A 22,546-nucleotide genomic window follows, 5' to 3' on the forward strand; every position below is an offset into this window, starting at 1 on the left:
ACAGCGGACCGAGTCCGCACCAAAATCTCGGAACTAAACCCAGGACGGTTCAGAAGAGAAGAGACTTTACCTCCCGAACTCAGGTCTGACGGGGTGGATTGCTTCAGCCATAGGGGCTGCAGGCTTCTCAACTGGCATGTCATGGCCAGAGCAAGCTTTTGCAAGAGAGCGTGCCATCGCAAGGCGCCCAGGTACCCCTGCTCCACCACGGATTCCTCGTATTTTCGACACCATGCTCCTGCACACAATGGAGCACAGTGAATATCTACGAATCCGGTCGGATCTAAGACATGACGAGTTGCGTACACCCTTCCTTGAAGAGATGGAGAACCGCGGTCACTCGCATGAGTTAGCGGGCCTGCACTATGTAGCGAGCACGGGCGCGCTCAGCGCGCAACTCACGCACCGTAAACCTCATGTGGCGGCGGACCGCCTCGTACGTCAGGCACGGGCATTCCTGAATGAACTGTCTCCTGCAGAGCAGTTGAACGGCATCAACCGCCCTAGTCACCTAGGGTTGTGGCAGGGTCTCCTGAGCTAGAGGGAGGAATTTCTCCAAATACCGGATAGATCTTCCCTTCCTTGGTGCCCCGCTGGAGCATGTCCAAGCACCGCTCCGCCAGCAGATTCTTTCCCACTTCGAGATGGCTTGAGTGCTGACGTTCTGGGCGAACCAAAACGCTAGACAGACATGACTTGCGATCGACCGAAATAACGCCGATTCCAGATCGTGCTATCTCATCAAGATATTGGCCCACTGGGCCCGCTTTCGTCGCGTCTAGTGCAATAAAAGCCGCATCCGCGGAATGCTTCTGTCGGCGTGCTTGCGATAAGGCTGCTTGCCAATTTTTTAGTTTTGCTTCTACCGTTACAACTCTACGTCCGACCCACACAGCTTCGGGGCGCCGATAGATGAGATTGTCAGCCTCTAAGACGACCCACCCAAGGTCACGAAGCAATGGGAGGATGGCACGCCTCATGTACGTGCGGGAGGTTTGAGTGCGATAAGCCAGCTCGGCAACATCGAGTACGTCATGGCCGAGTGCCATTACTGTGCGAACTTCTACGTCGCTGGATAGCGGCCGCACGTCTGCTTGATGGCGCAAGGCTATATTCTGCTCGATAAACCTCACACCAGCTAGATCCGGGACTCCTTGGACTGCAGGTACCTCTGTAAATACCTGTACAGGGGACCGAGCTTCGTGTCGAAAAGCAAGTCGAGGCAAAGCGTCTCTAAGAGACGCCACTAGATCCGCTTCGTACCGGAAACTGGAGGCCTTTCCAGGAGAACCGATTAAGGTGGCCATCGGTTTAGTCTCCTCCTTTGTGGGACGCGTGCGGCGTCTGGTGAGAGCTTGCGACAGTTTATCTAGAATACAGCGGCCCTCGCGCGGGCAAATGGATGCCGCGCCCTAAGTCCGTCCAGAGAGCAAGAGAGAGCTAAGAGGTCCTTGCCCCATATCTCGCCCCATGACACAGGAAAAGCCCTGACCCAGGAGCCTAAACTCCCAGGTCAGGGCCTGTTTCCCTGCTGTGCGCGAGGGGGGACTTGAACCCCCACGCCCGTGAAGGCACTGGCACCTGAAGCCAGCGCGTCTACCTATTCCGCCACTCGCGCGGGCGTGTCCGTTCCGGTCAGACCGGAGAACAACGGAGTCCATCTTAGCCACAGATCTCTGGGCACGCATAATCGACTCACAGTGACCCCGGACACGCTCCTCAGATCATTCCTCAGCATCCTCCGGATCCTCAGGGTCGATGTCCTCGCCGACCACTACATCAGCCGAGTCCATCAGCTCTTGCGGCACTTCCAGCCCCATCTGCTCAGCGGCCTCGGGATTCAGGTACAGCTGGACGTCATCAAGCGTCTCCACCGGCATCTGCCCCGGTTCCTCATCCTCTTCCAGGATGCGCAGCGCCATCTCACCGGCCTGCTGACCCAGTGCCTCGTAGTCCACCGCGTAGGAGCCGATCGTCCCCCGGGCCACGGAGTCGCCGTCGGCGGAGAACACCGGAATCTGCTGGTCGCGGCCGAAGCTGATCACCGACTCCAGACCGGAGACCACCACGTTGTCAGTGGGAATCCAGATCGCGTCCACACCGGAGAGCGACTCCACCCCTTGCTGCACTTCGGAGGAGTTGGTTATCGTGGAGGTCTCGATGTCCACACCGAGCTCCTCCGAGGCTTCCTGCGCCAGCTCCACCTGCACCTCAGAGTTGACCTCCCCGGAGGCGTAGAGGATGCCGATCGTCTCCACATCAGGGTCAGCCTCAGTAATCAGCCCGAGCTGCTCCTCCACGGGGTTCAGATCCGAAAGACCGGTGACATTCGCCCCCGGCTCCTCCCAGGAGTCCACCAGCCCGGCCTCTTCGGGCTCGGTCACCGCCATGAACAGCACGGGGGTGTCCTCGCCCTGCGTCGCGGTCACGATCTGCTGGGACTGCGACGTCGCGATCGTCGCCAGCAGGTCATGGTCCCCCTCCGCCAACTGGCCCGCCACTGTGGACTCCGTCGCTGCATCGCCCTGTGCGTTGCGTTCGGTCCACTCCACCGCCACGTCGGCCTCCTCGAACGCGGCTTTGAACCCTTCGCGTGTGGCATCCAACGACGGATGCTCCACCGGCTGGGCAATGCCGATCGAGTAGGGATCCTCCTCCGTCCCCTGATCCTCTCCCCCACTGTCACCGCAGGAGGTCAGCACGAGCGCCGCCGCAGCGGCGGGGAGCCCAAATCGCAGAACAGGAGACACACGACGGTCAGACACAGCAGATTCCCTTCATCAACAAGTGCGAGCAACCCCGGGTGGCACCGCTCACCCGAAGTGCCGACTATTCTTCCACGCCCGGCACACCCGCCATCGCGCTCCACCCACCGGCTGGGCTCCGTGTCACGCTCCGCGGTCACCCACACCGCTAGACTCGTCCACGTCATGCCTGAGACTTCGCCCGCGCCCGCTGACCGCCCGACGTACACCGTCACGGAGCTGAACTACCCGCAGGATCTCCCGGTGGTCGCCGAACGGCAGACACTGCTGGAGGCCATCAGCAATCACCAGGTCGTCGTGGTCGCCGGGGAGACCGGCTCAGGCAAGACCACCCAGCTGCCGAAGATGCTGCTGGAACTGGGCATCCACACCCGAGGCACTATCGGCCACACCCAGCCGCGACGGCTCGCCGCCCGCACAGTCGCCGAGCGTCTCGCCGAAGAGCTGGACACCTCATTGGGCGAGAGGATCGGCTACCAGGTCCGCTTCACTTCGGAAGTATCAGCCTCCACTGACGTCAAGCTCATGACTGACGGGATCCTGCTCGCTGAGATCCGCCGGGACCCGCTGCTGAGGCGCTATTCGGCGATCATCATCGACGAGGCCCACGAACGCAGCCTCACCATCGACGTCATCCTCGGCTATCTGAAATCGATCCTGCCGAAACGCCCCGATCTGAAGGTCATCGTCACCTCCGCCACGATCGACCCGGAACGCTTCGCCACCCACTTCAGCGCCCAACAGGACCCAGCTCAGGGCACTGAAGCCGACCACGACGACGTCCCCATCATCGAAGTCTCCGGACGCACCTACCCGGTGGAGATCCGCTACCGACCGCTGAACCCGGAAGACTCAGGGATCCACGACGAATCCCACGACTTCGACGACGCCGACACCCCCGGCGCACAACCGCGGGAATCCGACAGTTCCCGTGCGTCTGGTGATCCCGGTGCCCCCGCCCAGGAACGGGACATGATCGACGCCGTCTGCGATGCCGTCGACGAACTGGCCGCAGAACCCGACGGCGACATCCTCATTTTCTTCCCCGGTGAACGTGAGATCCGCGACGCCGCCGACGCCCTCACCGAGACGGTCAGAAACCACCGGCGGCTCCGCGGCACCGAGATCCTCCCCCTCTTCGGCCGGCTTTCCATGGCCGAGCAGACCCGGGTCTTCTCCCCCGGCAAGAACCGCCGCATCGTCCTGGCCACCAATGTGGCAGAGACCTCCCTGACCGTGCCGGGCATCCGCTACGTCATCGACACCGGCACCGCACGCATCTCCCGCTACTCCACCCGCACCAAAGTCCAACGCCTGCCCATCGAGCCGATCTCCCAGGCCAGCGCCAACCAGCGCTCCGGCCGATCAGGCCGCACCTCTGCCGGCATCGCCATCCGCCTGTACTCCCAAGAAGACTTCGAATCCCGCCCGGAGTTCACCGACCCGGAGATCCTGCGCACCTCTCTGGCCTCCGTGCTGCTGCAGATGTCCTCGATGGGCATCACCCGCACACCTGAAGAGCTGCTGGACTTCCCCTTCGTCCAGCCCCCTGATGCCAAGGCAGTCAACGACGCCGTCCGGCTGCTCACCGAACTCGGCGCACTGCACTCCGGCAGCGGCAAGGCACCGAAGGGCACCATCACGCGGATCGGCCGGCAACTGGCCCAGTTGCCCGTCGACCCCCGTCTGGGCCGGATGATGGTCGAGGCGGCCCACCGCGGATGTCTGGAGGAGATCACCGTCCTGGTGGCCGCATTGTCCATCCAGGACGTCCGTGAACGTCCCACCCAACAGCGCCAGCAGGCCGATGAGCTCCACGGCCGCTTCCGGGACACCGAATCAGACTTCTCCGCACTGCTGAACCTCTGGCGCTACCTGGTGGAGAAGCAACAGGAGCTCTCGGGCAATCAGTTCCGACGGCTGTGCCGCCGCGAGTTCCTGAACTACCTCCGGGTCCGTGAATGGCAGGACCTCGTCGTCCAGCTCACCGACCTCGCCCGCGACGCCGAGCTGACTGAGCGTCGCCGCGGCTCTTCGCGCAGATCAGGCCGCAGTTCCTCACCACACAGCTCATCCCTGCACAGCTCACCCCCGCGCAACTCATCTCAGCGCAGTTCCTCTCGGCGCATGCCGGTGGACCCCGCCGGCCGGCACACGGCAGTCCATCAGTCGCTGCTGGCCGGACTGCTGAGCCATATCGGGCTCTTCGTACCGAAGACGAAGGACTACCAGGGCGCACGCGGCACCCGCTTCGCCGTCTTCCCCGGTTCCGGGCTCTTCAAACGCCAGCACGACTGGGTCATGGCCGCGGAACTGGTGGAGACCTCCCGGCTCTGGGCCCGCACCGTGGCCCGGATCGACCCGGCATGGATCGAGCAGCTGGCACCCCACCTGGTGAAGACCCAGCACTCCGAACCCCGCTGGTCAGCCTCAAAGGGCGCTGCCGTCGTGACCGAGAAGGTCACCCTCTACGGTGTGCCCGTCATCGCTGACAGGACCGTCCTCTACGGAAAGATCAACCGCGCCGGCGCACGGGAAGAGTTTATCCGGCGGGCCCTCATCGATGGCGAGTGGAAGACCCGTCACCACTTCGACGCCCGGAACCGCCGGAGATTCCAGGACCTCGAAGAACTGGAGAGCCGGACTCGCCGCCGGGACCTCCAAGCCTCCGATGAGGAGCTTCTCGCTTTCTTCGATGCCCGGATCCCCGAGACGATCGTCTCCCAGCGGCATTTCGACGCCTGGTGGAAGAAGGCCCGGCACCAGACACCGGAGCTGCTGGACCTCACCGATGAGCATCTGTATACCCAGCAGGCCGAGACTCTCGACGTCGGGGACTTTCCGGAGCAGCTCGAGCTCGACGGACTGCAGTTGGATCTGCGCTACGCATTCGACCCGACCTCTCGCAGCACCGGTGATGGGGTGACCGTACGTATCCCGGTGGTGTTCCTCAATCAGGTGCACCCCGAACAGTTCGCCTGGCTGATCCCCGGGCTGCGCACCGAACTGATCACCGCGCTGATCCGTGCCATGCCCAAACAGCTGCGCCGCAACTTCGTCCCGGCCCCCGACGTCGCAGCCGAGGCCCGCGCCGCCTTGGAGCACGAGGCTGAGCCCTACCGGGACTCGTTCAGCGAATCCCTGGCAGCAGTGCTGCAGCGGTTGCGCGGCGTCGTCGTCGATCCGCAGATCCTCACCGACGCCGCCGTGCCGACGCACCTGGGGTTCACCTTCGCCGTGGTCTCCGACAAGGGCCGGGTGCTCGACACCTCCCGAGATCTCACCGAACTGCAGCTGCGTCACGCCGAGACGAACCGGCAGGCCATCGGACGTTCACTGAGCCAGCCCTCCACTGGACCCCAGCCGGGGCCTCCTCCGACGGCGGTGCCGGATCAGCGGCACCAGACCTCCTGGACCTTCGGCGATCTCCCGACCGAGCTGACTACTGAGGTCTCCGGGCGCCACGTCACCGGATACCCGGCCCTGGTGCCCGACGGCGACACCGGGGTCCGGTGCCTGATCCTGGACTCGACGGAGGACCAGCGACGGCGCCACCGCAGCGGGATCGTCACCCTGCTGCGCGAGGTTCTGCCCTCACCCCAACGCTATGTGATCGAGCACCTCTCCCCCCGCGAGCGCCTGGCCTTCAGTCACTCACCGCACGGGACGGTGGAGTCCTTGGTCGCCGACTGCACCACCGCGGCCCTGGAGCACCTGGTGCCGCAGGAACTGCCGCACACCGCCGCGGCCTTCGAGGAGGTCTCCCGGCATGCCCGCGCCGAGCTCATCGAGACCGTGCTGCAGCTGACCCACACCGTGGCACAGGTGCTCTCGGCCGCCGCGGAGCTCACCTCCCGGCTGCAGTCCGTGACCTCCCAGGCCTTGGCCGCCGCAGTCTCTGATATGCAGGCCCAGCTCGGCCAACTGGTGCGCGCCGGATTCGTCACCGAGACCGGGCTCGATCAGCTGCGCCACCTGCCCCGGTACCTCCAGGCCATGAACATCCGGCTGGACCGGCTGGAATCCGGCCAGGGAGTCACCAAAGACACCACTGACATGGCCTCGGTCCAGCAGCTGGAGGATGAATATGACTCCGCGGTGGAGGCGGTGCCCGACCAACGCCCCGTACCTGGGGCCTTGGCGGCGGTGCAGTGGATGCTGGAAGAGTACCGGGTCAATCTCTTCGCCCAGCAGCTGGGGACCGCGCAGACGGTCTCACCGAAACGTATCCGTCGCGCGATCCGTCAAGGTTCCCGCTGATCACTGGTCTCCCGCTGACCCCTGCGGCTCTCTGACCCCTGGCTCTCTGACCCTCTGTTGGCCTTCAGCCCTCAGCCGGCACGTGCTCGGCTTCGCCCATCAGCCGCAGCGCGACCCGCAGCTTCTCCGCCGCCTCATCCATGCGGGCCGGGTCCGGATCCTCGATGACCTGGCCGAAGTCGAAGTCCGCCATGGAGTTCGAGGGCCACACATGGACGTGGAGATGGTCGATCTCATAGCCGGCGATGACCAACCCGGCACGCTGTGAGCCGAATGCCTCGACCTCGGCCTTGCCGATCCGGTGGGCCACCCGCATCAGGTGGGCGACCAGCTCCGGGTCAGCATCGGTCCACCGATCCACTTCCTGGCGCGGCACCACCAGGGCGTGGCCGTAGGCCAGCGGGGCGATCGACAGGAAAGCCACGCAGGTGTCGTCCTGCCAGACGAACCGCCCGGGCAGCTCTCCGTCGATGATCTTGGTGAAGACAGTGCTCATAGATGTGTTCCTTCCGGGCCTGCGGCCGCTGCCTGGTGCGGGGACATCGTCCCTGCTGCGATCGTACCTGGCACAGGTGACGCTGATAGTCTGAATCGGCCCGCCCGGGGCACACACACCAGCCGATCCAGCACCTCTGACCGGGGAGTAGCACCAGGATGAACCAGGAGTCTGACGCCGAACGCTCGTCGACTCAGCCCGCACCGCGCGGCCGGAGTACGCGGCAGAAACGTGCTGTCTGGGCGGCACTGAGCGCGTTGGAGGACTTCATCAGCGCTCAGGACCTGCACCGGCTGCTCAGCGAGCGCGGAGAACAGGTCTCCTTGGCCACGGTCTACCGCATCCTCCAAGCCCACCAGGAGGAAGGCAGTGTGGATGTGCTGCGCCCTGACGACGGCGAGGCGGTGTACCGACTCTGCGAGCGCCAGGAGCACCACCATCACCTGGTGTGCCGCAGCTGTGGGCTGACCGTCGAGTTCGCCGCCCCGGACATCGAGGCCTGGGCGGCACAGTTCGCCGCCGAACACGGCTTCACCGAACAGCACCACACCCTGGAGGTCTTCGGGCTCTGCGCGGACTGCTCCGCCTGAAACCCCAGCCGCTGCACCTACACCGGTGACTGCTCAGGCTCAGCCGTCGGCCGCCGCCTCTGGACCTGCGGCCGCTGCCGTCGTCCCCTGCCGCGGCCGATGAGCAGGCAGATCACGTAGATCACGAAGGAGATCGTGGTGATATAGGGACTGATCGGGATAGTGCCGGTGATCGCGAGCATGATCCCGCCGACGGAGGCCAGCACCGAGAACGCCATGGACAGCAGCACTGCGGAGCTCGGATGCGAGGTCACCCGCAGCGCCGCCGCCGCCGGGACCACCAGCAGGGCCAGCACCAGTAGGGCACCGATGATCTGCACAGACATGGCCACCGCCGCACCCAGCAGCACCATGAAGCCGATGGACAGCGCATTGACGCTGATCCCCCGAGCCCGAGCCAGCTGAGGGTCCGCTGAGGCGAACATCAGCGGACGCCAGATGACCACCAGCACAGCGGTGATCAGCACCGCCCCGGTGACCAGGGTGCGGGTCTGAATATCGTCGACGCCGATGATCTGGCCGGTCAGCAGCCCGAACTTATTGGCCGAACGTCCCTGATACAGGGAGAGGAACAGGATTCCCAGCCCGAGGCCGAAGGGCATCAGCACCCCGGTGACGGCACTGACGTCCTTATCCCGCAGGCTGAGCACCCCGATCAGCGCGGCCGCGATCACCGCACCCACAGCAGAACCGGCGACGACGTCGAGGCCGATCAGCAGGGCCAGTGCAGCACCGGCGAAGGAGATCTCGGCGATGCCGTGGACCACCAGCGCCGTGCGACGCAGCATGATGAACACACCGATCACCCCGCCCATCAGACCGAGCACACCGGCGGTGATCACCGAGTTGGAGACCAGGTCGAAGAGCTCCCAATAGCCCTCGAGGGTGAAGGAGCTGCGGATCTGCTCGATCATCGGACCTCCCCGTCGCGGTGGTTCTCCCGGTGTGTGCGGTGGTCGTCGTCGTGGACATGGGGGCCCACGCCCACTCGGGGGTCCTCCGGAGCCTGGACCGAGGGCTCCGGGTGGCCGGGGGCGCAGTGGTGGCCCTCGAAGTGCTGGGACATCACCACCAGGCGACCACGGTGCTCCAAGACGTCGATGGGGGCACCGTAGAGGGCGCTGAGCACCTCGGAGCGCATGACCTCAGCGGTGGTGCCGATCCGGTGTCCCTCCGGGGTCATGTAGAGCACCCGGTCCACCGAGTCGATGACCGGGTTGATCTCGTGGGTCACGAAGACCACCGCCGTACCCGCCTGCGTCTGCTCCTGGATGAGCGCGGTGATCGCCTGCTGATGGTGCAGGTCCAGCGAATGCAGAGGCTCGTCGCACAGCAGCACCGCCGGTTCGGAGGCCAGGGCCTGGGCTGCGCGCAGCCGCTGCTGCTCCCCACCGGAGAGCAGGCCGACGGGGACATCGGCGTAGTCGGTGGCTCCGACCTTCTCCAGCAGCGCATCGACTCGCCGGCGCATGGTTCGCCGGTGCCATCGGATGCCGTACCGGTGGCCGTCGAGGCCGAGGGCCACCATGTCCCGGGCACGCAGCGGAGTCTCCGCGGCCATGGTGGCCTGTTGGGGAATGTAGCCCACGCGGGGGGAACCGCGGCGGGCGGGCCGGCCCTCGATGGTGGCCGTGCCGGTATCCAGGCGCTGCAATCCCAGCAGCACTTTCAGCAGCGTGGATTTCCCGGCCCCGTTGGGGCCCAGCACGGCGAGGAACTCACCGGGTGCGACGTCCAGGTCTAACTCGCGCCAGAGGGTGCGCCCGTGGAACCCGATCCCGGCTGTGCTCAGGGACAGGACGGGCTCACTCATCAGTCTCCTCCACCACGGCCTCGACAGCCTCGATGTTCGCGCTCATCCATTCGGTGTAGCTGCCGTAGTCCTCGGGGATCGTCTCGCTGAACTCCAGGACGGGGACCTCGGCGTCCTCGGCCTCGGCCCGCACGGCCCGGGACTGCGAGGTCTCGGTCTGGATGCTGTAGGCGAGCAGGTCGATCTGCCCGGAAGACGCAGTGCTCAAGGCCTGCTGGTGCAGTCGCGGGGAGACGTCATCGCCGTGTTCGACGGCAGCGAGGAACTGGGGGTCGGTGGCATCGTCGAAACCCATATGCTGCAGCAGATGCTGGGAGACCGGCTCAGTGGCCAGATAGCTGAGCCCATCGGCCTGGACCTCTTCGGCGCGCTCACTCAGCGCGGCGATCTCCTCGGCCACCTGCTGGGCATCGGCACGGTAGTCCTCGGCGTGGTCCTCATCGAGCTGCGCCATATGCTCGGCGAAGTCCAGGACGAAATCATGCATCTGGTCCAGGTCATACCAGACGTGCTCGTCCTCGTAGACTTCCCCGTCTTCGGTCTCATCGCCGTCGTGCTCGTGATCATGGTCGTCTTCATCACGGTGCTCGTCCTCATCGGCGGATTCATCATCGTGGGCATGACTGCCCTCGCCCTCGATGAGCCGAAGCACAGCCTCGTCACGGCCGGCGGAGCTGGCCAGGTCGGTGAGGAACGGATCATAGCCGCCGCCGTTGGCGATCAGGACATCGGCCTGCTCCACGCGCAGGCGGTCCTGCGGGGTCGCCTCATAGGAGTGAGGGTCGACGGCGGCGTCATCGACGATCGCCTCGACCTCAGCCCGGTCCCCGACCACCGAGGCGGCGAGGTCGGCGTAGACATCGGTGGAGGCGACCACTGTGATCTCCCCGTCACCCTCCGAAGTCGCTGCGGCGTCGCCGTCGTCACAGGCGGTGAGGGTGAGCGCCAGCACCGCGGCCGACAGGGCGCCGAGGCCCCGGACGGCAGTTCGGCCCGTGGGCCGAACGGACGAACCCACCGGAGGTCGACCAACCAGGGGTCGACCAGCCCGGAATCGACCAGCCAGGAATCGACCGGCCAAGAATCGCCCGGCGCAGCGGCCGTGGGACAGGCGGGACGGACGGGTGGAGGCAGTTGCCTGCGGGATGGGCAGCGATGGCATGGGACTCAGGCTACGCCCACTGCTTGTTGAGAACAAATCTCAACATTTTCTCAAGGGGGCACCGGCCCGAACTACTCCTCGAGGTGTCCCTCCACCGGCTCCTCGACCTGTTCCTCCACCCGGTGGCGACGGCGGGAGTCCCGGGACTGGGTGACGTCGTGGATCTCACCGATCAGCACCTCCAAGATGTCCTCCAGGAAGAGGATGCCCAGGGTACGCCCATCAGCGTGGAGCACCCGGGCCAGATGGGAGCCGGTACGCTGCATCCGCGCCAGGCAGTCCTCGATCTCATCCTCCGGCGCCATATTCACCAATGAGCGCACCGCAGTGTACGGCAACGGGTCCTCATAATGGGACTGCGGCAGCGTCATCACGTCTTTGAGGTGGACATAACCGTCGAAATCACCATCACCGTCGACGGCTAGGAACCGGGAGAACCCGGTGCGCCCGACCGCTTTCTCCACCTGCTTCGGCGTGACGTCATTGGGCAGTGAGACCACATCCTGGATCGGCACCATCACCGATTCGGCGGTGTAGTCGGAGAACTCCAGCGCCCCGGCGATGACCCCGGACTCGTCGACGACGGTCCCCCCGCGCGTGGACTCAGCCACGATCGACTGCATCTCCTCCAGCGTGAACGTGGAGACCACCTCATCACGCGGGGTGATCCGGAACAGCCGCAGCACCAGGTTCGCGGTGACGTTGAGCACCCAGATGATCGGCAGCAGGATGCGGTAGAGCAACACCAGCGGCGGCGCCAGCAGCAGCACCGCGCGGTCCGCCACGGACACGGCGAAGTTCTTCGGCACCATCTCCCCCAGCGTCACGTGCAGGAAGGAGACCACCAGCAGGGCGATGGTGAAGGCGGTCACCGAGGCCACGGCCTGAGACAGTCCGATCGCGGTCAGCGGGTCCGTGAGCAGGTGATGGATCGCCGGCTCTGAGACCTGCAGGATCAGCAGCGAACACACGGTGATGCCCAGTTGGGCGATCGCCAGCATCTGCGAGACATGCTCCATCGCGTAGAGCGCCGTCTTCGCCTGTGAGGAACCAGCCTCGGCCTTCGGCTCGATCTGGCTGCGCCGGGCACTCATCACCGCGAACTCCGCGCCGACGAAGAAGGCGTTGCCGAACAGCAGCACCACCAGCCAGACGATGCCCATCAGGTCTTCACCCATCAGGCCTCACCTGCCTGCTTGGCCGCATGCTCGGCCCGCTCCTCGGCGGCACGGCGCGCACGCTCCTGGGCCGCCTGCACCGCGGCACGCTGTGCCTCCTGGTCGGGGACGAAACGTACCCGATCGATGCGCCGTCCGTCGACGGCCACGACCTCCAGAGTGCCCCCCGGCACCTCGACGACATCACCGACGGCAGCGATGCGGCCGAGCTGGTCCAGGACATACCCGGCGACCGTCTCATAGGCGGAGTCATCGGGGATCTGCAGCACCAGGATCTGCGCGTTGACCTCATCAGGGCGGATCAGCCCGGGGAAGTACCAATCACCGGCTCGGGACTGGAGCACCCCCGGGGCGATGCGGTCATGCTCGTCAGCGACCTCACCGACGATCTCCTCGACCACATCCTCCAGGGTCAGCACCCCGGCGGTGCCGCCGTATTCATCGACCACGACGGCCATCTGCAGCGGAGCCGCACGCAGATCCGAGAGCAGTCCGTCGATGTGGATGGTCTCGGGCACACGGACCACCTCAGACATCACCGTCGCGGCCACCAGCCCGCTGCGCTTATGCCGCGGCACGGCCACGGCCTTCTTCACGTGGGTGACGCCGCGGACATCGTCCACCGAGTCCCCGAGCACCGGAAAACGCGAGTACCCAGTACGGCGGGCCAAGTCGATCAGATCAGTCAGCGGGGCGTCGGCCTCAATGCTGGCCATCCGCGGCCGCGGCGTCATCACATCGGCGGCAGTCTGCTCGGAGAAGCGCAGGGTACGGTCCAGGAAGGTCGCGGTGCCCTCGTCGAGGGTGCCGAGCATGGCCGAACGGCGCACCATCGAGGAGAGCTCCTCCGGGGTCCGCGCGCCGGAGAGCTCCTCTTTGACCTCGAGGCCGAACCGGTGCAGGACCTTATTGGAGAAGCCGTTGAGCAGCACGATGGCTGGGCGGAAGATCGCGGTGAAGAGCAGCTGCGGCCGGGCCAGTGCCCGGCCCAGCGGGAAGGCGATGGCGATGGCCATATTCTTCGGCACCAGTTCACCGATGATCATCGTGACCATCGTCGCGATCACCATCGCCACCACCAGCGAGACCGCCCCGGCCGCCGCATCCGGGACCCCCAGGGTCTCCAGGGGACCGGCCAGCAGGGAGCCGAGCGCCGGCTCGGCGACGTACCCGGTCAACAGAGTGGTCAGGGTGATGCCCAGCTGGCAGCTAGAGAGCTGAGTGGACAACGACTTCAGGCACTTCATCAGCGGCACCGAGCCGGTGTCGCCCTCGTCGATGGCCCGCTGCACCGTGGGCTGGTCCAGGGCCACCAGCGAGAATTCGACGGCGACGAAGAAACCGGTGCCGAGGATCAGCAGGAAACCGACTCCCAGAAGAAGGAACTCCACCTAGGAACCGCACCCCCTGGAGTCCGAGGGTGCGCCGATGAGGGACGGGGCTGCTGCGAAACGGTCCGAGACCGGTTGTCGATACTCCATCAGAGCACTGATCCTAACCTGCGCCGGGGCAGCGGCACCAGCTCACCACGTAGAGATCACCACGTAGGCCTCAGCGCAGAAAGCTCACCACAGAAGGCTCACCACGTCGTGGGCACCGGTTTGCCCTCCTCGTATCCGGCCGCCGACTGCACGCCGACCACCGCACGATCACGGAAGGCGCCGAGATCCTCGGCTCCGGCGTAGGTCATCGAGGAGCGCAGCCCCGCGGTGACCGTGTCCAGCAGGTCCTCCACACCGGGGCGCGCGGGGTCCAAGTACATCTTCGACGAGGAGATGCCCTCCTCGAAGAGTCCCTTGCGCGCCCGGGCGAAAGCGTCCTCCTGAGCGGTCCGGTGCTGCACCGCACGCGCAGAAGCCATCCCGAAGCTCTCCTTATACCGGCGGCCGTCCGGCTCGACGACCAGGTCCCCGGGTGATTCATAGGTCCCGGCGAACCAGGAACCGATCATCACCTGTGAGGCACCGGCGGCCAGGGCCAGGGCGACATCGCGCGGATGCCGCACTCCACCGTCGGCCCAGATACGCCCGCCGAGCTCACGCGCCGTGGCGGCGCATTCCAAGACCGCGGAGAACTGCGGCCGTCCCACTGCGGTCATCATCCGGGTAGTGCACATCGCTCCGGGGCCCACTCCGACCTTGGCGATATCGGCACCGGCCTCCAGCAGATCCCGCACGCCGGAGGAGGTCACGACATTGCCGGCGACGATCGGCACCGCACGGCCGTGGGCTTCGACGACGCGGCGGACCGCCTGCAGGGCGTCGAACATCTTGCGCTGGTGGCCGTGGGCGGTATCGACGACGAGCACATCGGCACCGGCCTCCAGGAGTGTCTCCGCACGCCCGGCGACGTCGCCGTTGATGCCCACAGCGGTGGCCACCCGGAGGGCGCCGTCGTCGTCGAGTGCCGGGCGGTACATCGTCGAACGCAGCGCGCCGCGCGGGGTGAGCACCCCGGCCAGCCGCCCGTCAGCGGCGGTGACCGGTGCGAAGTCGGCACCCAGCGCGTCCATCTGGGTGAAGGCGCGCTCCAGGCCCTCGTGCAGCCTGGCCGCGTCGAGCCCGGCGCCGTCGGCCAAGCCCAGCTCCTCCTCGGTGAAGCGGACCTGCGGCATCCGCATCACTGAGCCGGCCGTGGAGAACCGGTCGAGCCCCTGGCAGTCCGCCGCAGAGACCACACCGGCGAGACGGTGTTCGTCGTCAACCACGCAGACGGCCGGGTGGCTGCGCTTGTCCAACAGGTGCAGGACGTCGAGCAGGGTGTCCCCGGGGGCCACCCGCAGCGCGGTCTCAAAGACTCGGTGGGCGGACTTGACCCGGGAGATCACCTGGCGGACCACCTCAGAGGGCACATCCTGGGGCAACACCCCCAGTCCGCCGCGGCGGGCCATGGTCTCGACCATGCGGCGGCCGGTCACCGCCGTCATATTCGCTGAGACCAGCGGGATCTGGGCCCCGGTGCCGTCATCGGGGGCGATGTCCACGTCTGTGCGGGACATCGCCTCAGAGCGTGAGGGGACCAGGAACACATCGGAGTATGTGAGGTCCGTGGTGGGCTCGTTCAGAAACTGCATGACGGTGCGGTACACCTCTTCGTCGGCGGGTATGTGCGCAGGCACCTCTCGATCGGGCCCGGACGATCGGACACGATACCGCCAGACACGATACCGCGTGCGGTGGCGGTCACGACTCTTCAGTCACTATGCTTAGAGCGATGAGCGCAAGGGATCGTCAGGACCGTCTGCGGTCTGCGGCCGAGGGGCGGAGTCGCCCTCTCGTTGCCCTCATGCGCCCGATGGGTCCGCTGCCCTGCACGACGGGCCTCCGGCCCGCCTCACCGGACAGCGGATCCGCGGGAATTCTGAGAGAACACACAATGGAAGAGGCGTATCCAACGTGCCAGATCTAACGTCCACTCGGCTTGCGGAGGAATTCCCCGGAAACGAATGGCTGGTCGCAGACCTGTACGACAAGTACAAGGACGATCCCGAATCCGTGGACCGCAAGTGGGCAGACATCTTCCGTCAACTCGAAGGTGAGTCGACGGCTTCCTCCTCGGATGCTGGATCCGCGGCGAGCTCCGCCACACAGGAGTCGTCGAAGAAGGAGGCCGCAGCCACGCAGGCCTCCGAGCAGAAGTCCTCGCAGGAGGCCGAGAAGCAGAGCGGGCAGAAGCAGCAGTCCTCCCGCGGCTCAGCCGGTTCGGCCAGCTCATCAAACTCGGCGAAGGAGACCACGCCGAACACCGCGACCCCGGCGGACCCCGATGCCGCCCAGCGCCCCGACTCGGAGAAGCCGTCGAAGAAGTCGGCCCCGCAGTCCACCCAGGCCGGTGAAGACTCCGCGGCCAAGCCCGTGGCCCCGAAGAAGCCCTCCACTCGCCGGTCCAAGGGCTCGGGCACCAAGCCCATCCCCTCGGAGCCGGCTCCGGCATCGACCGACGAGCCCAGCGAACAGAAGCAGGACCAGGTCACCCAGCTCAAGGGCATCTCGAAGGCCATCGCCGCCAATATGGATGCCTCGCTGAGCGTGCCCACGGCCACCACGGTCCGTGCCGTACCGGCGAAGCTGCTGATCGACAACCGCGTCGTCATCAACAACCACCTGCGCCGCACCCGTGGTGGCAAGGTCTCCTTCACCCACATCATCGGCTACGCGATGCTCAAGGCGCTGCGTGCCCACCCGTCGATGAACGTCACCTATGACGTCCAGGACGAGAAGCCCGTGGCCGTGCAGCCGGCCCACGTGAACTTCGGGCTGGCCATCGATATGCCCCGCCCCGACGGCAGCCGCGCCCTGGTGGTGCCGAACATCAAGGCCGCCGAGGAGATGAGCTTCACCGATTTCTGGGCCGGCTACGACGACGTCGTCAAGCGTGCCCGGGACAATAAGCTCACCCCCAACGACTACGCCGGCACGACGGTCTCACTGACCAACCCCGGCGGTATCGGCACCGTGCACTCGGTGCCGCGGCTGTCCAAGGGACAGGCCTGCATCGTCGGTGTGGGCGCGCTGGAGTACCCGGCGGAGTTCCAGGGCACCTCGGAGCAGACGCTGAACAAGCTGGCCGTCTCCAAGGTCATCACGCTGACCTCGACCTATGACCACCGGGTGATCCAGGGGGCTGGCTCCGGTGAGTTCCTGAAGACCATCCACGAGCTGCTGCTGGGCAAGAACGGCTTCTACGAGGAGATCTTCCAGGCGCTGCGGATCCCCCACCAGCCGGTGCGCTGGTCGGCCGACATCCAGGTCAACCCGGAAGAGCAGATCAATAAGGTCGCCCGGATCCAGCAGCTGATCCACGCCTACCGCGAACGGGGCCACCTGATGGCCTCGGCGGATCCGCTGGAATACCGGATGCGTGACCACCCGGACCTGGAGATCGAGTCCCACGGGCTGACACTCTGGGATCTCGATCGTGATTGGCCCACCGGCGGCTTCGGCGGCAAGCAGAGCCTGCCGCTGCGCAACATCCTGGGCGTGCTGCGCGACACCTACTGCCGCAACACCGGGATCGAGTACATGCACATCCAGTCGCCGGAGGAGCGGCGCTGGTTCCAGGATGAGATCGAGCACCCCTACGAGAAGCCCTCCCGCGATGAGCAGTTCCGGATCCTGGGCAGGCTCAACGCCGCCGAGGCGTTCGAGACGTTCCTGCAGACGAAGTTCGTCGGGCAGAAGCGCTTCTCCTTGGAGGGCGGCGAGTCGCTGATCCCACTGTTGGACGTCATCCTCTCCGAGGCTGCCGATGAGGGCCTCGACGAGGTGACCATCGGCATGGCGCACCGCGGACGGCTCAACGTGCTGGCCAATATCGCCGGTAAGACCTACGCCCAGATCTTCCGCGAGTTCGAAGGCCGCGACTTCGGCACCGGCTCCGGTGACGTGAAGTACCACCTGGGCACCCGGGGTGAGTTCACCTCGGACCGAGGCAACTCGACGTCGGTGTACTTGGCGGCCAACCCCTCGCATCTGGAGGCGGTCAACCCGGTGCTCGAGGGCGTCACCCGCGCGATGCAGGATCGCCTGGACCGCGGCTCGGACAGTCTGAACTCCTTCTCCGTGCTGCCGCTGCTGGTCCACGGCGATGCCGCCTTCGCCGGTCAGGGCGTGGTCATGGAGACACTGAACCTGTCCCAGCTGCGCGGGTACCGCACCGGCGGCACCATCCACGTGGTGGTCAATAACCAGGTCGGGTTCACCACCGCTCCGCAGTCGGCGCGTTCGATGACGTACTGCACGGATATGGCCCTGGCCATCCAGGCACCGGTGTTCCACGTCAACGGTGATGACCCCGAATCTGTCGCCCGCGTGGCCGATCTGGCCTTCCGCTACCGGCAGCGGTTCAACAAGGACGTCGTCATCGACCTGGTCTGCTACCGGCGCCGCGGTCACAACGAGGGCGACGACCCCTCGATGACCCAGCCGAAGATGTACAACCTCATCGAGGCGAAGCGCTCGACCCGCAAGCTCTACACCGAGAACCTGGTCGGACGTGGTGACATCACCCAGGAAGAGGCGGATCAGGCGCTGCAGGACTTCCGTCAGCGCCTGGAGCGGGTCTTCACCGAGACCAACGCGGCACAGACCCAGCCGGTGCCCACTGTCGGGGAGAGTTCCGGGGCCCTGGCCCCGACGGCCAGTGACGGCGAGTCCGAGCGTCCCAGCCGGTCCGAGGACGACACAGCGATCTCGGCGGAGACGCTGGCCCATATCGGTGAAGTCCACACGAATATCCCGGAGTCCTTCACTCCTCACCCGAAGCTGAAGTCCCTGCTCGAGAAGCGGGCTAAGATGGCCCGCGAGGGCGGCATCGACTGGGGCTTCGCCGAGATCGCGGCCTTCGGTTCGCTGCTGATGGAGGGCACCGAGGTCCGCATGTCCGGTCAGGACTCCCGGCGCGGGACCTTCGTGCAGCGTCACGCAGTCTTCCATGACCGTGAGAACGGCGACGAGTGGTACCCGCTGAAGAACCTCACCGAGGATCAGGGCCGTCTGTTCATCTATGACTCGCTGCTCTCGGAGTTCGCGGCGCTGGGCTTCGAGTACGGCTACTCCGTGGAGAACCCGAACTCCCTGGTGCTCTGGGAGGCCCAGTTCGGTGACTTCGTCAATGGTGCCCAGACCATCATCGATGAGTTCGTGGCCACCGCGGAGCAGAAGTGGGGCCAGAGCTCCTCAGTGGTCATGCTGCTGCCCCACGGCTATGAGGGTCAGGGCCCGGACCACTCCTCGGGACGTCCCGAGCGGTTCCTGCAGCTCTGCGCAGAGAACAATATGACTGTGGTGATCCCCTCCACCGGGGCGAACTACTTCCATCTGCTGCGCCGCCAGGCGGTGGCTCGCCCGCGGCGTCCGCTGATCGTGTTCTCTCCGAAGCAGCTGCTGCGCCTGAAGGCCGCGGCCAACACGGTGGAGGACTTCACCGAGGGCACCTTCCAGAAGGTCATCGGGGACTCCACTGTGGACAAGTCCAAGGTCAAGCGGGTGCTGATCGTCTCGGGACGGCTCTACTATGATCTCGAGGCGGTCCGCGCCAAGCACAATGACGAGACCACGGCGATCGTCCGGCTGGAGCAGCTCTACCCCATGCCGGTGGAGGAGCTGCAGGCTGAGCTGGACTCCTACCCTCAGGACGCTGAGTTCGTCTACGCCCAGGATGAGCCGTTCAACCAGGGGCCGTGGCCGTTCATGTTCGTGAACTTCCTGCCGCTGCTCACCCAGGAGTTGGACCTGATCTCGCGGGCGGAGTCGGCGGCGACGTCGGTGGGGCAGGCCAAGCGCCACGCCAAGGAGCTCGACACCCTCTTGGAGCAGGCCTTCCCGCACCTGGATCTGTGACCTCGAGGCCCTGAGGCGGGCCGCACGTCGGCCGGCTCACGCCTGGGGTAACGTCGAGAGTACTGTCAAAGGATGCGACGGCACACCGCAGCGCGGGTGCCGTCGCATCCCAGTATCACGAAGAGAGGACCTGACGAGGTGGATCGCAGCATCAGAATCGTCGCCGTCGGCAATGAGCTGCTCACCGGTGTGGGCGATCCGCGCGCCCTGGGCTGGTGGGGCCGGGTGCTCGCCAAGACACCGCGTGAGACCGTGCATCTGGAGGACTACGTGCTCGCGATGCCCCAGGAGGGCGTCGAGGCTCTGTCCCACCGCTGGCAGGCTGAGGCCCGGCCCCGGTTCTCGGACTCGGCGGAGAACCATCTGGTCGTCGCGCTCAACGATGCCGACCTTGACGGTCCCTCGAGCTCGGCGCGGTCACGGCTGCATCTGGCCAATATCCTGGACCGCGCCTCCCAGGAGGGCATCCGGTGCCTGGTGGTGGGGCCTATCCCCACGCTCGACGCGGAGCGGAACCAGCGCATCTCTGAGCTCAACGCCGCCTACCAGGATGTGGCGATGCGCCGCTCACACGTCTATGTGGACACCTACACGCCGCTGGTCGATCACGCCCAGTGGCGTCATGACCTGGCGGCCAACGATGGGCGACCCGGCCAGGCCGGCTACGGCCTGATCGCCTGGCTGGTGCTCCACCGCGGCTGGTACCAGTGGCTGAAGATGCACGAGCCGGCCACCTGATCATCACCTGCCGTCATACCCCTACCCCGGGTATGACGGCTGAGTCGCAGGAGCACCCTGCGGATCGGTATGCTGATCTCCGATCGACGAAAGGAGTCCCTCATGGGTAAGCGCGGACGTAAGCGCCGGGACCGTCGGAAGAGGAACGCCAACCACGGCAAGCGCCCCAACACCTGATCCAGGTGACCGGCTGATCCAGGTCACCGGCGCAGCCGAATCCTCCGACGGCGCCTGCACGGCGCACAAGACACTGAGGCCCCCGCTGAACATCTCAGCGGGGGCCTCAGTGTGTCGGTGTGTCGAGGTGAAGTGCGGAGCGGGCCGACCAGGGGCGAGCGAAGGTCCGGGATTCAGTCCCGGCTGTGCCCGGCTTCCACCCGGATGGCGCTGATCCGCTCCATGATCGTCACCTTCAGCGTCTCCGGCGCCCGCTCCACGCAGGACCGACGCACCACTGTGCGGATGATGCACTCGAGGTCATAGGCCGAGGAGCACTCCGGACACTCATCGAGATGGGTCTGGACCTCGTCGATCTCATGGCGGCTCAGCGCCCCGTCGAGATAGTGATAGATGCGCTCTAAACGCACCTCATTCTCCGTAGTGTCGGTGCCGCCGCAGCACGCCTCGACGGCTTGGGCCGCACTGATGTTCTGTTCACTCATGCCTCAGCCTCCTGCTTGGTGAAGCCTCGATCACGCGCGTAGTCGGTGAGCAGCCCGCGCAGCAGCTTGCGGCCGCGGTGCAGCCGGGACATCACTGTGCCGATCGGGATATCGAGGATCTGGGCGATCTCCTTATAGGCGAAGCCCTCCACATCGGAGAAGTACACCGCCAGACGGAACTCCTCGGGGATCTGCTGCAGAGCGTCCTTGATATCCGAATCCGGCAGGTGATCCAGCGCCTCGGCCTCTGCCGAACGCAGCCCCGTGGAGGTGTGCTCGGCGGCCTGGGCCATCTGCCAGTCCTCCACCTGCTCGGTGTTGGCCTGCTGAGGCTGGCGCTGCCGCTTCCGGTAGATATTGATGTAGGTGTTGGTCAGGATCCGGTACAGCCAGGCTTTGAGGTTGGTGCCGGGCTTGTACTGGTGGAACGCCGAGTAGGCCTTCGTGTAGGCCTCCTGGACGAGGTCCTCGGCGTCCTGCGGGTTCCGGGTCATCCGCAGCGCCGCCGAGTACAGCTGGTCCACGTACTGCATCGCGTCACGCTCGAAGCGCAGGCGACGCTGAGCGTCGGTCTCCGCCTTCACGTCGACCCGCTCGCCGGTGTCCTGTCCGGTGTCATCTTGTCCGGTGACTGCACGATCTTCCATCACAGAAGAGTCTACGCGCGTTGTGGTCTCGGCCTCTGCCGTGATCGTCATGGTCTGGACAACGACAACGCCGCCCCGCTGATTCCCGTCAGCCGCCTGATTGGGTAGATTGTTCATCGGACGCCTGTCGAGCGGACTCCGCTCACATGCACTCTGCCCCACGGGTGACGTCGCACGTCAGCCCACCGGCAGACCGCACTGCAGGTCCGCCGGGCGGCATGGCCGTCGCACCGGAACCGCCACAGGAGGATGACATGTCTCTGACCCGCAAGATCGCTCGCCCGCTGCTCGGTGCTGCCTTCATCGCAGAGGGCATCGACCGTCTGCGTCATTCCGAGGAGGCCGGCGATAAGCTCGAGTCCTCGCTGCAGGAGATCGAGTCTGTGCTGCCGCAGGCCGAGCAGCTGACGAAGAGCCCGCAGCGCACAGCGCAGCTGCTCGGCGGCGTGGAGGTCGCCGCCGGTGCGGCACTGGCCATCGGGAAGTTCCCGCGCTTCTCCGCCTGCGTGCTCTCCGGAGTCCAGCTGGTCAACACCTACGTGGAGTACCGCGGTGCCCAGCTGGACAAGGTCGGCGACCTGCAGACGCAGCGGGCCACGCTGCTGAAGAATCTCTCCATTCTGGGCGGGCTGAAGATCGCCTCAGTGGATCTGGCCGGCAAGCCGTCACTGTCTTGGCGCGCGGAGCACCTGGCCAAGGACATGAAGAAGAACGGCACGGCCTTCCGTGACAAGACCATCAAATGGGCTGAGGACCTCGGCGATGACGCCGTGAAGTCCGCCAAGGCCTTCGAGCGGGACGCTTCGAAGGCCTTCAAGCGGGCCGAGCGTGACGCCAAGCGCTCCATCAAGCAGGCAGTCAAGGAGGCCGAGAAGCAGGTGGACTCCTGAGCCGC

The 22,546-nt window shown here is 65.8% G+C and carries 16 protein-coding genes and 1 tRNA gene; 6 read left to right on the forward strand and 11 right to left on the reverse strand.

What is annotated here, in order from left to right; translation table 11 throughout:
- Positions 1-1,534: 1,534 nt before the first annotated feature.
- Positions 1,535-1,618 (reverse strand) — tRNA-Leu (locus RIL96_RS11450).
- A 106-nt stretch (positions 1,619-1,724) separates the two neighbouring features.
- Positions 1,725-2,765: an ABC transporter substrate-binding protein gene (locus RIL96_RS11455; protein WP_310549157.1), complete on the reverse strand. Its 1,041-nt coding sequence runs from the start codon at positions 2,763-2,765 to the stop codon at positions 1,725-1,727.
- Between the two features lie 165 nt (positions 2,766-2,930).
- Between RIL96_RS11455 and hrpA the strand changes: the two genes are divergently transcribed.
- Positions 2,931-7,025, forward strand: coding sequence for an ATP-dependent RNA helicase HrpA (hrpA, locus tag RIL96_RS11460; protein WP_310549158.1), 4,095 nt, complete (start codon positions 2,931-2,933; stop codon positions 7,023-7,025).
- Positions 7,026-7,089: 64 nt separating this feature from the next.
- Here the strand turns inward: hrpA and RIL96_RS11465 are convergent, their stop codons facing one another.
- Positions 7,090-7,521 (reverse strand): HIT family protein, encoded by a 432-nt coding sequence (locus tag RIL96_RS11465; RefSeq protein WP_310549159.1) that lies wholly within the window; start codon positions 7,519-7,521, stop codon positions 7,090-7,092.
- Between the two features lie 158 nt (positions 7,522-7,679).
- Here RIL96_RS11465 and RIL96_RS11470 point away from each other — a divergent pair, with 158 nt between their 5' ends.
- A complete protein-coding gene (locus RIL96_RS11470; RefSeq protein WP_310549160.1) occupies positions 7,680-8,111 on the forward strand; it encodes a Fur family transcriptional regulator in 432 nt (143 codons plus the stop codon).
- 17 nt (positions 8,112-8,128) lie between these two features.
- Here RIL96_RS11470 and RIL96_RS11475 read toward each other — a convergent pair whose 3' ends face one another.
- The 6 genes from RIL96_RS11475 to guaB1 all read right to left on the reverse strand — a co-directional run bounded on the left by RIL96_RS11475 (position 8,129) and on the right by guaB1 (position 15,337).
- Positions 8,129-9,025: a metal ABC transporter permease gene (locus tag RIL96_RS11475; protein ID WP_310549161.1), complete on the reverse strand. Its 897-nt coding sequence runs from the start codon at positions 9,023-9,025 to the stop codon at positions 8,129-8,131.
- Complete coding sequence (locus RIL96_RS11480; protein WP_310549162.1) at positions 9,022-9,924, reverse strand: metal ABC transporter ATP-binding protein; 903 nt, start codon at positions 9,922-9,924, stop codon at positions 9,022-9,024. The genes RIL96_RS11475 and RIL96_RS11480 overlap by 4 nt, the downstream gene beginning before the upstream one ends.
- The gene (locus RIL96_RS11485) at positions 9,917-10,942 is read right to left on the reverse strand and encodes a metal ABC transporter solute-binding protein, Zn/Mn family (RefSeq protein ID WP_310549163.1); all 1,026 of its coding nucleotides are present in this window, start codon (positions 10,940-10,942) and stop codon (positions 9,917-9,919) included. Before RIL96_RS11485 ends, RIL96_RS11480 begins: the two co-directional genes overlap by 8 nt.
- Positions 10,943-11,157: 215 nt before the next feature.
- Positions 11,158-12,264 carry a hemolysin family protein gene (locus RIL96_RS11490; protein WP_310549164.1) on the reverse strand — a complete coding sequence of 369 codons (1,107 nt, stop codon included), beginning with the start codon at positions 12,262-12,264 and terminating at the stop codon, positions 11,158-11,160.
- Positions 12,264-13,655, reverse strand: a complete 1,392-nt coding sequence (locus RIL96_RS11495) for a hemolysin family protein (protein WP_310549165.1) — start codon at positions 13,653-13,655, stop codon at positions 12,264-12,266. The genes RIL96_RS11490 and RIL96_RS11495 overlap by 1 nt, the downstream gene beginning before the upstream one ends.
- Before the next feature lie 188 nt (positions 13,656-13,843).
- Entirely contained in the window at positions 13,844-15,337 is a 1,494-nt protein-coding gene (gene guaB1, locus RIL96_RS11500) for a GMP reductase (RefSeq protein ID WP_310549166.1), read from the reverse strand.
- A gap of 322 nt (positions 15,338-15,659) precedes the next feature.
- On the opposite strand from guaB1, the gene RIL96_RS11505 reads away from it, so the two are divergent.
- The 3 genes from RIL96_RS11505 (at position 15,660) to RIL96_RS13380 (ending at position 20,519) form a co-directional block, all read left to right on the forward strand.
- Positions 15,660-19,604 carry a multifunctional oxoglutarate decarboxylase/oxoglutarate dehydrogenase thiamine pyrophosphate-binding subunit/dihydrolipoyllysine-residue succinyltransferase subunit gene (locus RIL96_RS11505; protein ID WP_310549167.1) on the forward strand — a complete coding sequence of 1,315 codons (3,945 nt, stop codon included), beginning with the start codon at positions 15,660-15,662 and terminating at the stop codon, positions 19,602-19,604.
- A 138-nt stretch (positions 19,605-19,742) separates the two neighbouring features.
- The gene (locus tag RIL96_RS11510) at positions 19,743-20,342 is read left to right on the forward strand and encodes a GDSL-type esterase/lipase family protein (RefSeq protein WP_310549168.1); all 600 of its coding nucleotides are present in this window, start codon (positions 19,743-19,745) and stop codon (positions 20,340-20,342) included.
- A 102-nt stretch (positions 20,343-20,444) separates the two neighbouring features.
- Positions 20,445-20,519 carry a 50S ribosomal protein bL37 gene (locus RIL96_RS13380; protein ID WP_374761887.1) on the forward strand — a complete coding sequence of 25 codons (75 nt, stop codon included), beginning with the start codon at positions 20,445-20,447 and terminating at the stop codon, positions 20,517-20,519.
- 173 nt (positions 20,520-20,692) lie between these two features.
- On the opposite strand, the gene rsrA is transcribed toward RIL96_RS13380, so the two are convergent.
- A complete protein-coding gene (gene rsrA, locus RIL96_RS11515) occupies positions 20,693-21,004 on the reverse strand; it encodes a mycothiol system anti-sigma-R factor (RefSeq protein WP_310549169.1) in 312 nt (103 codons plus the stop codon).
- A complete protein-coding gene (locus tag RIL96_RS11520) occupies positions 21,001-21,651 on the reverse strand; it encodes a sigma-70 family RNA polymerase sigma factor (protein WP_310549170.1) in 651 nt (216 codons plus the stop codon). Before RIL96_RS11520 ends, rsrA begins: the two co-directional genes overlap by 4 nt.
- A gap of 254 nt (positions 21,652-21,905) precedes the next feature.
- Here RIL96_RS11520 and RIL96_RS11525 point away from each other — a divergent pair, with 254 nt between their 5' ends.
- Positions 21,906-22,541: a DoxX family protein gene (locus RIL96_RS11525; RefSeq protein ID WP_310549171.1), complete on the forward strand. Its 636-nt coding sequence runs from the start codon at positions 21,906-21,908 to the stop codon at positions 22,539-22,541.
- Positions 22,542-22,546: the final 5 nt, after the last annotated feature.

The organism is Nesterenkonia aerolata, from assembly GCF_031470965.1.
In the GTDB taxonomy this organism is placed as follows: domain Bacteria; phylum Actinomycetota; class Actinomycetes; order Actinomycetales; family Micrococcaceae; genus Nesterenkonia; species Nesterenkonia aerolata.

What these genes read in the sequence shown, in the direction of transcription:
- hrpA (WP_310549158.1), top strand. Translation starts at nt 2,931, where the DNA reads ATGCCTGAGACTTCGCCCGCGCCCGCTGACCGCCCGACGTACACCGTC.
- RIL96_RS11465 (WP_310549159.1), bottom strand. Translation starts at nt 7,521, where the DNA reads ATGAGCACTGTCTTCACCAAGATCATCGACGGAGAGCTGCCCGGGCGG.
- RIL96_RS11470 (WP_310549160.1), top strand. Translation starts at nt 7,680, where the DNA reads ATGAACCAGGAGTCTGACGCCGAACGCTCGTCGACTCAGCCCGCACCG.
- RIL96_RS11475 (WP_310549161.1), bottom strand. Translation starts at nt 9,025, where the DNA reads ATGATCGAGCAGATCCGCAGCTCCTTCACCCTCGAGGGCTATTGGGAG.
- RIL96_RS11480 (WP_310549162.1), bottom strand. Translation starts at nt 9,924, where the DNA reads ATGAGTGAGCCCGTCCTGTCCCTGAGCACAGCCGGGATCGGGTTCCAC.
- RIL96_RS11490 (WP_310549164.1), bottom strand. Translation starts at nt 12,264, where the DNA reads ATGGGTGAAGACCTGATGGGCATCGTCTGGCTGGTGGTGCTGCTGTTC.
- guaB1 (WP_310549166.1), bottom strand. Translation starts at nt 15,337, where the DNA reads ATGCAGTTTCTGAACGAGCCCACCACGGACCTCACATACTCCGATGTG.
- rsrA (WP_310549169.1), bottom strand. Translation starts at nt 21,004, where the DNA reads ATGAGTGAACAGAACATCAGTGCGGCCCAAGCCGTCGAGGCGTGCTGC.
- RIL96_RS11520 (WP_310549170.1), bottom strand. Translation starts at nt 21,651, where the DNA reads ATGGAAGATCGTGCAGTCACCGGACAAGATGACACCGGACAGGACACC.
- RIL96_RS11525 (WP_310549171.1), top strand. Translation starts at nt 21,906, where the DNA reads ATGTCTCTGACCCGCAAGATCGCTCGCCCGCTGCTCGGTGCTGCCTTC.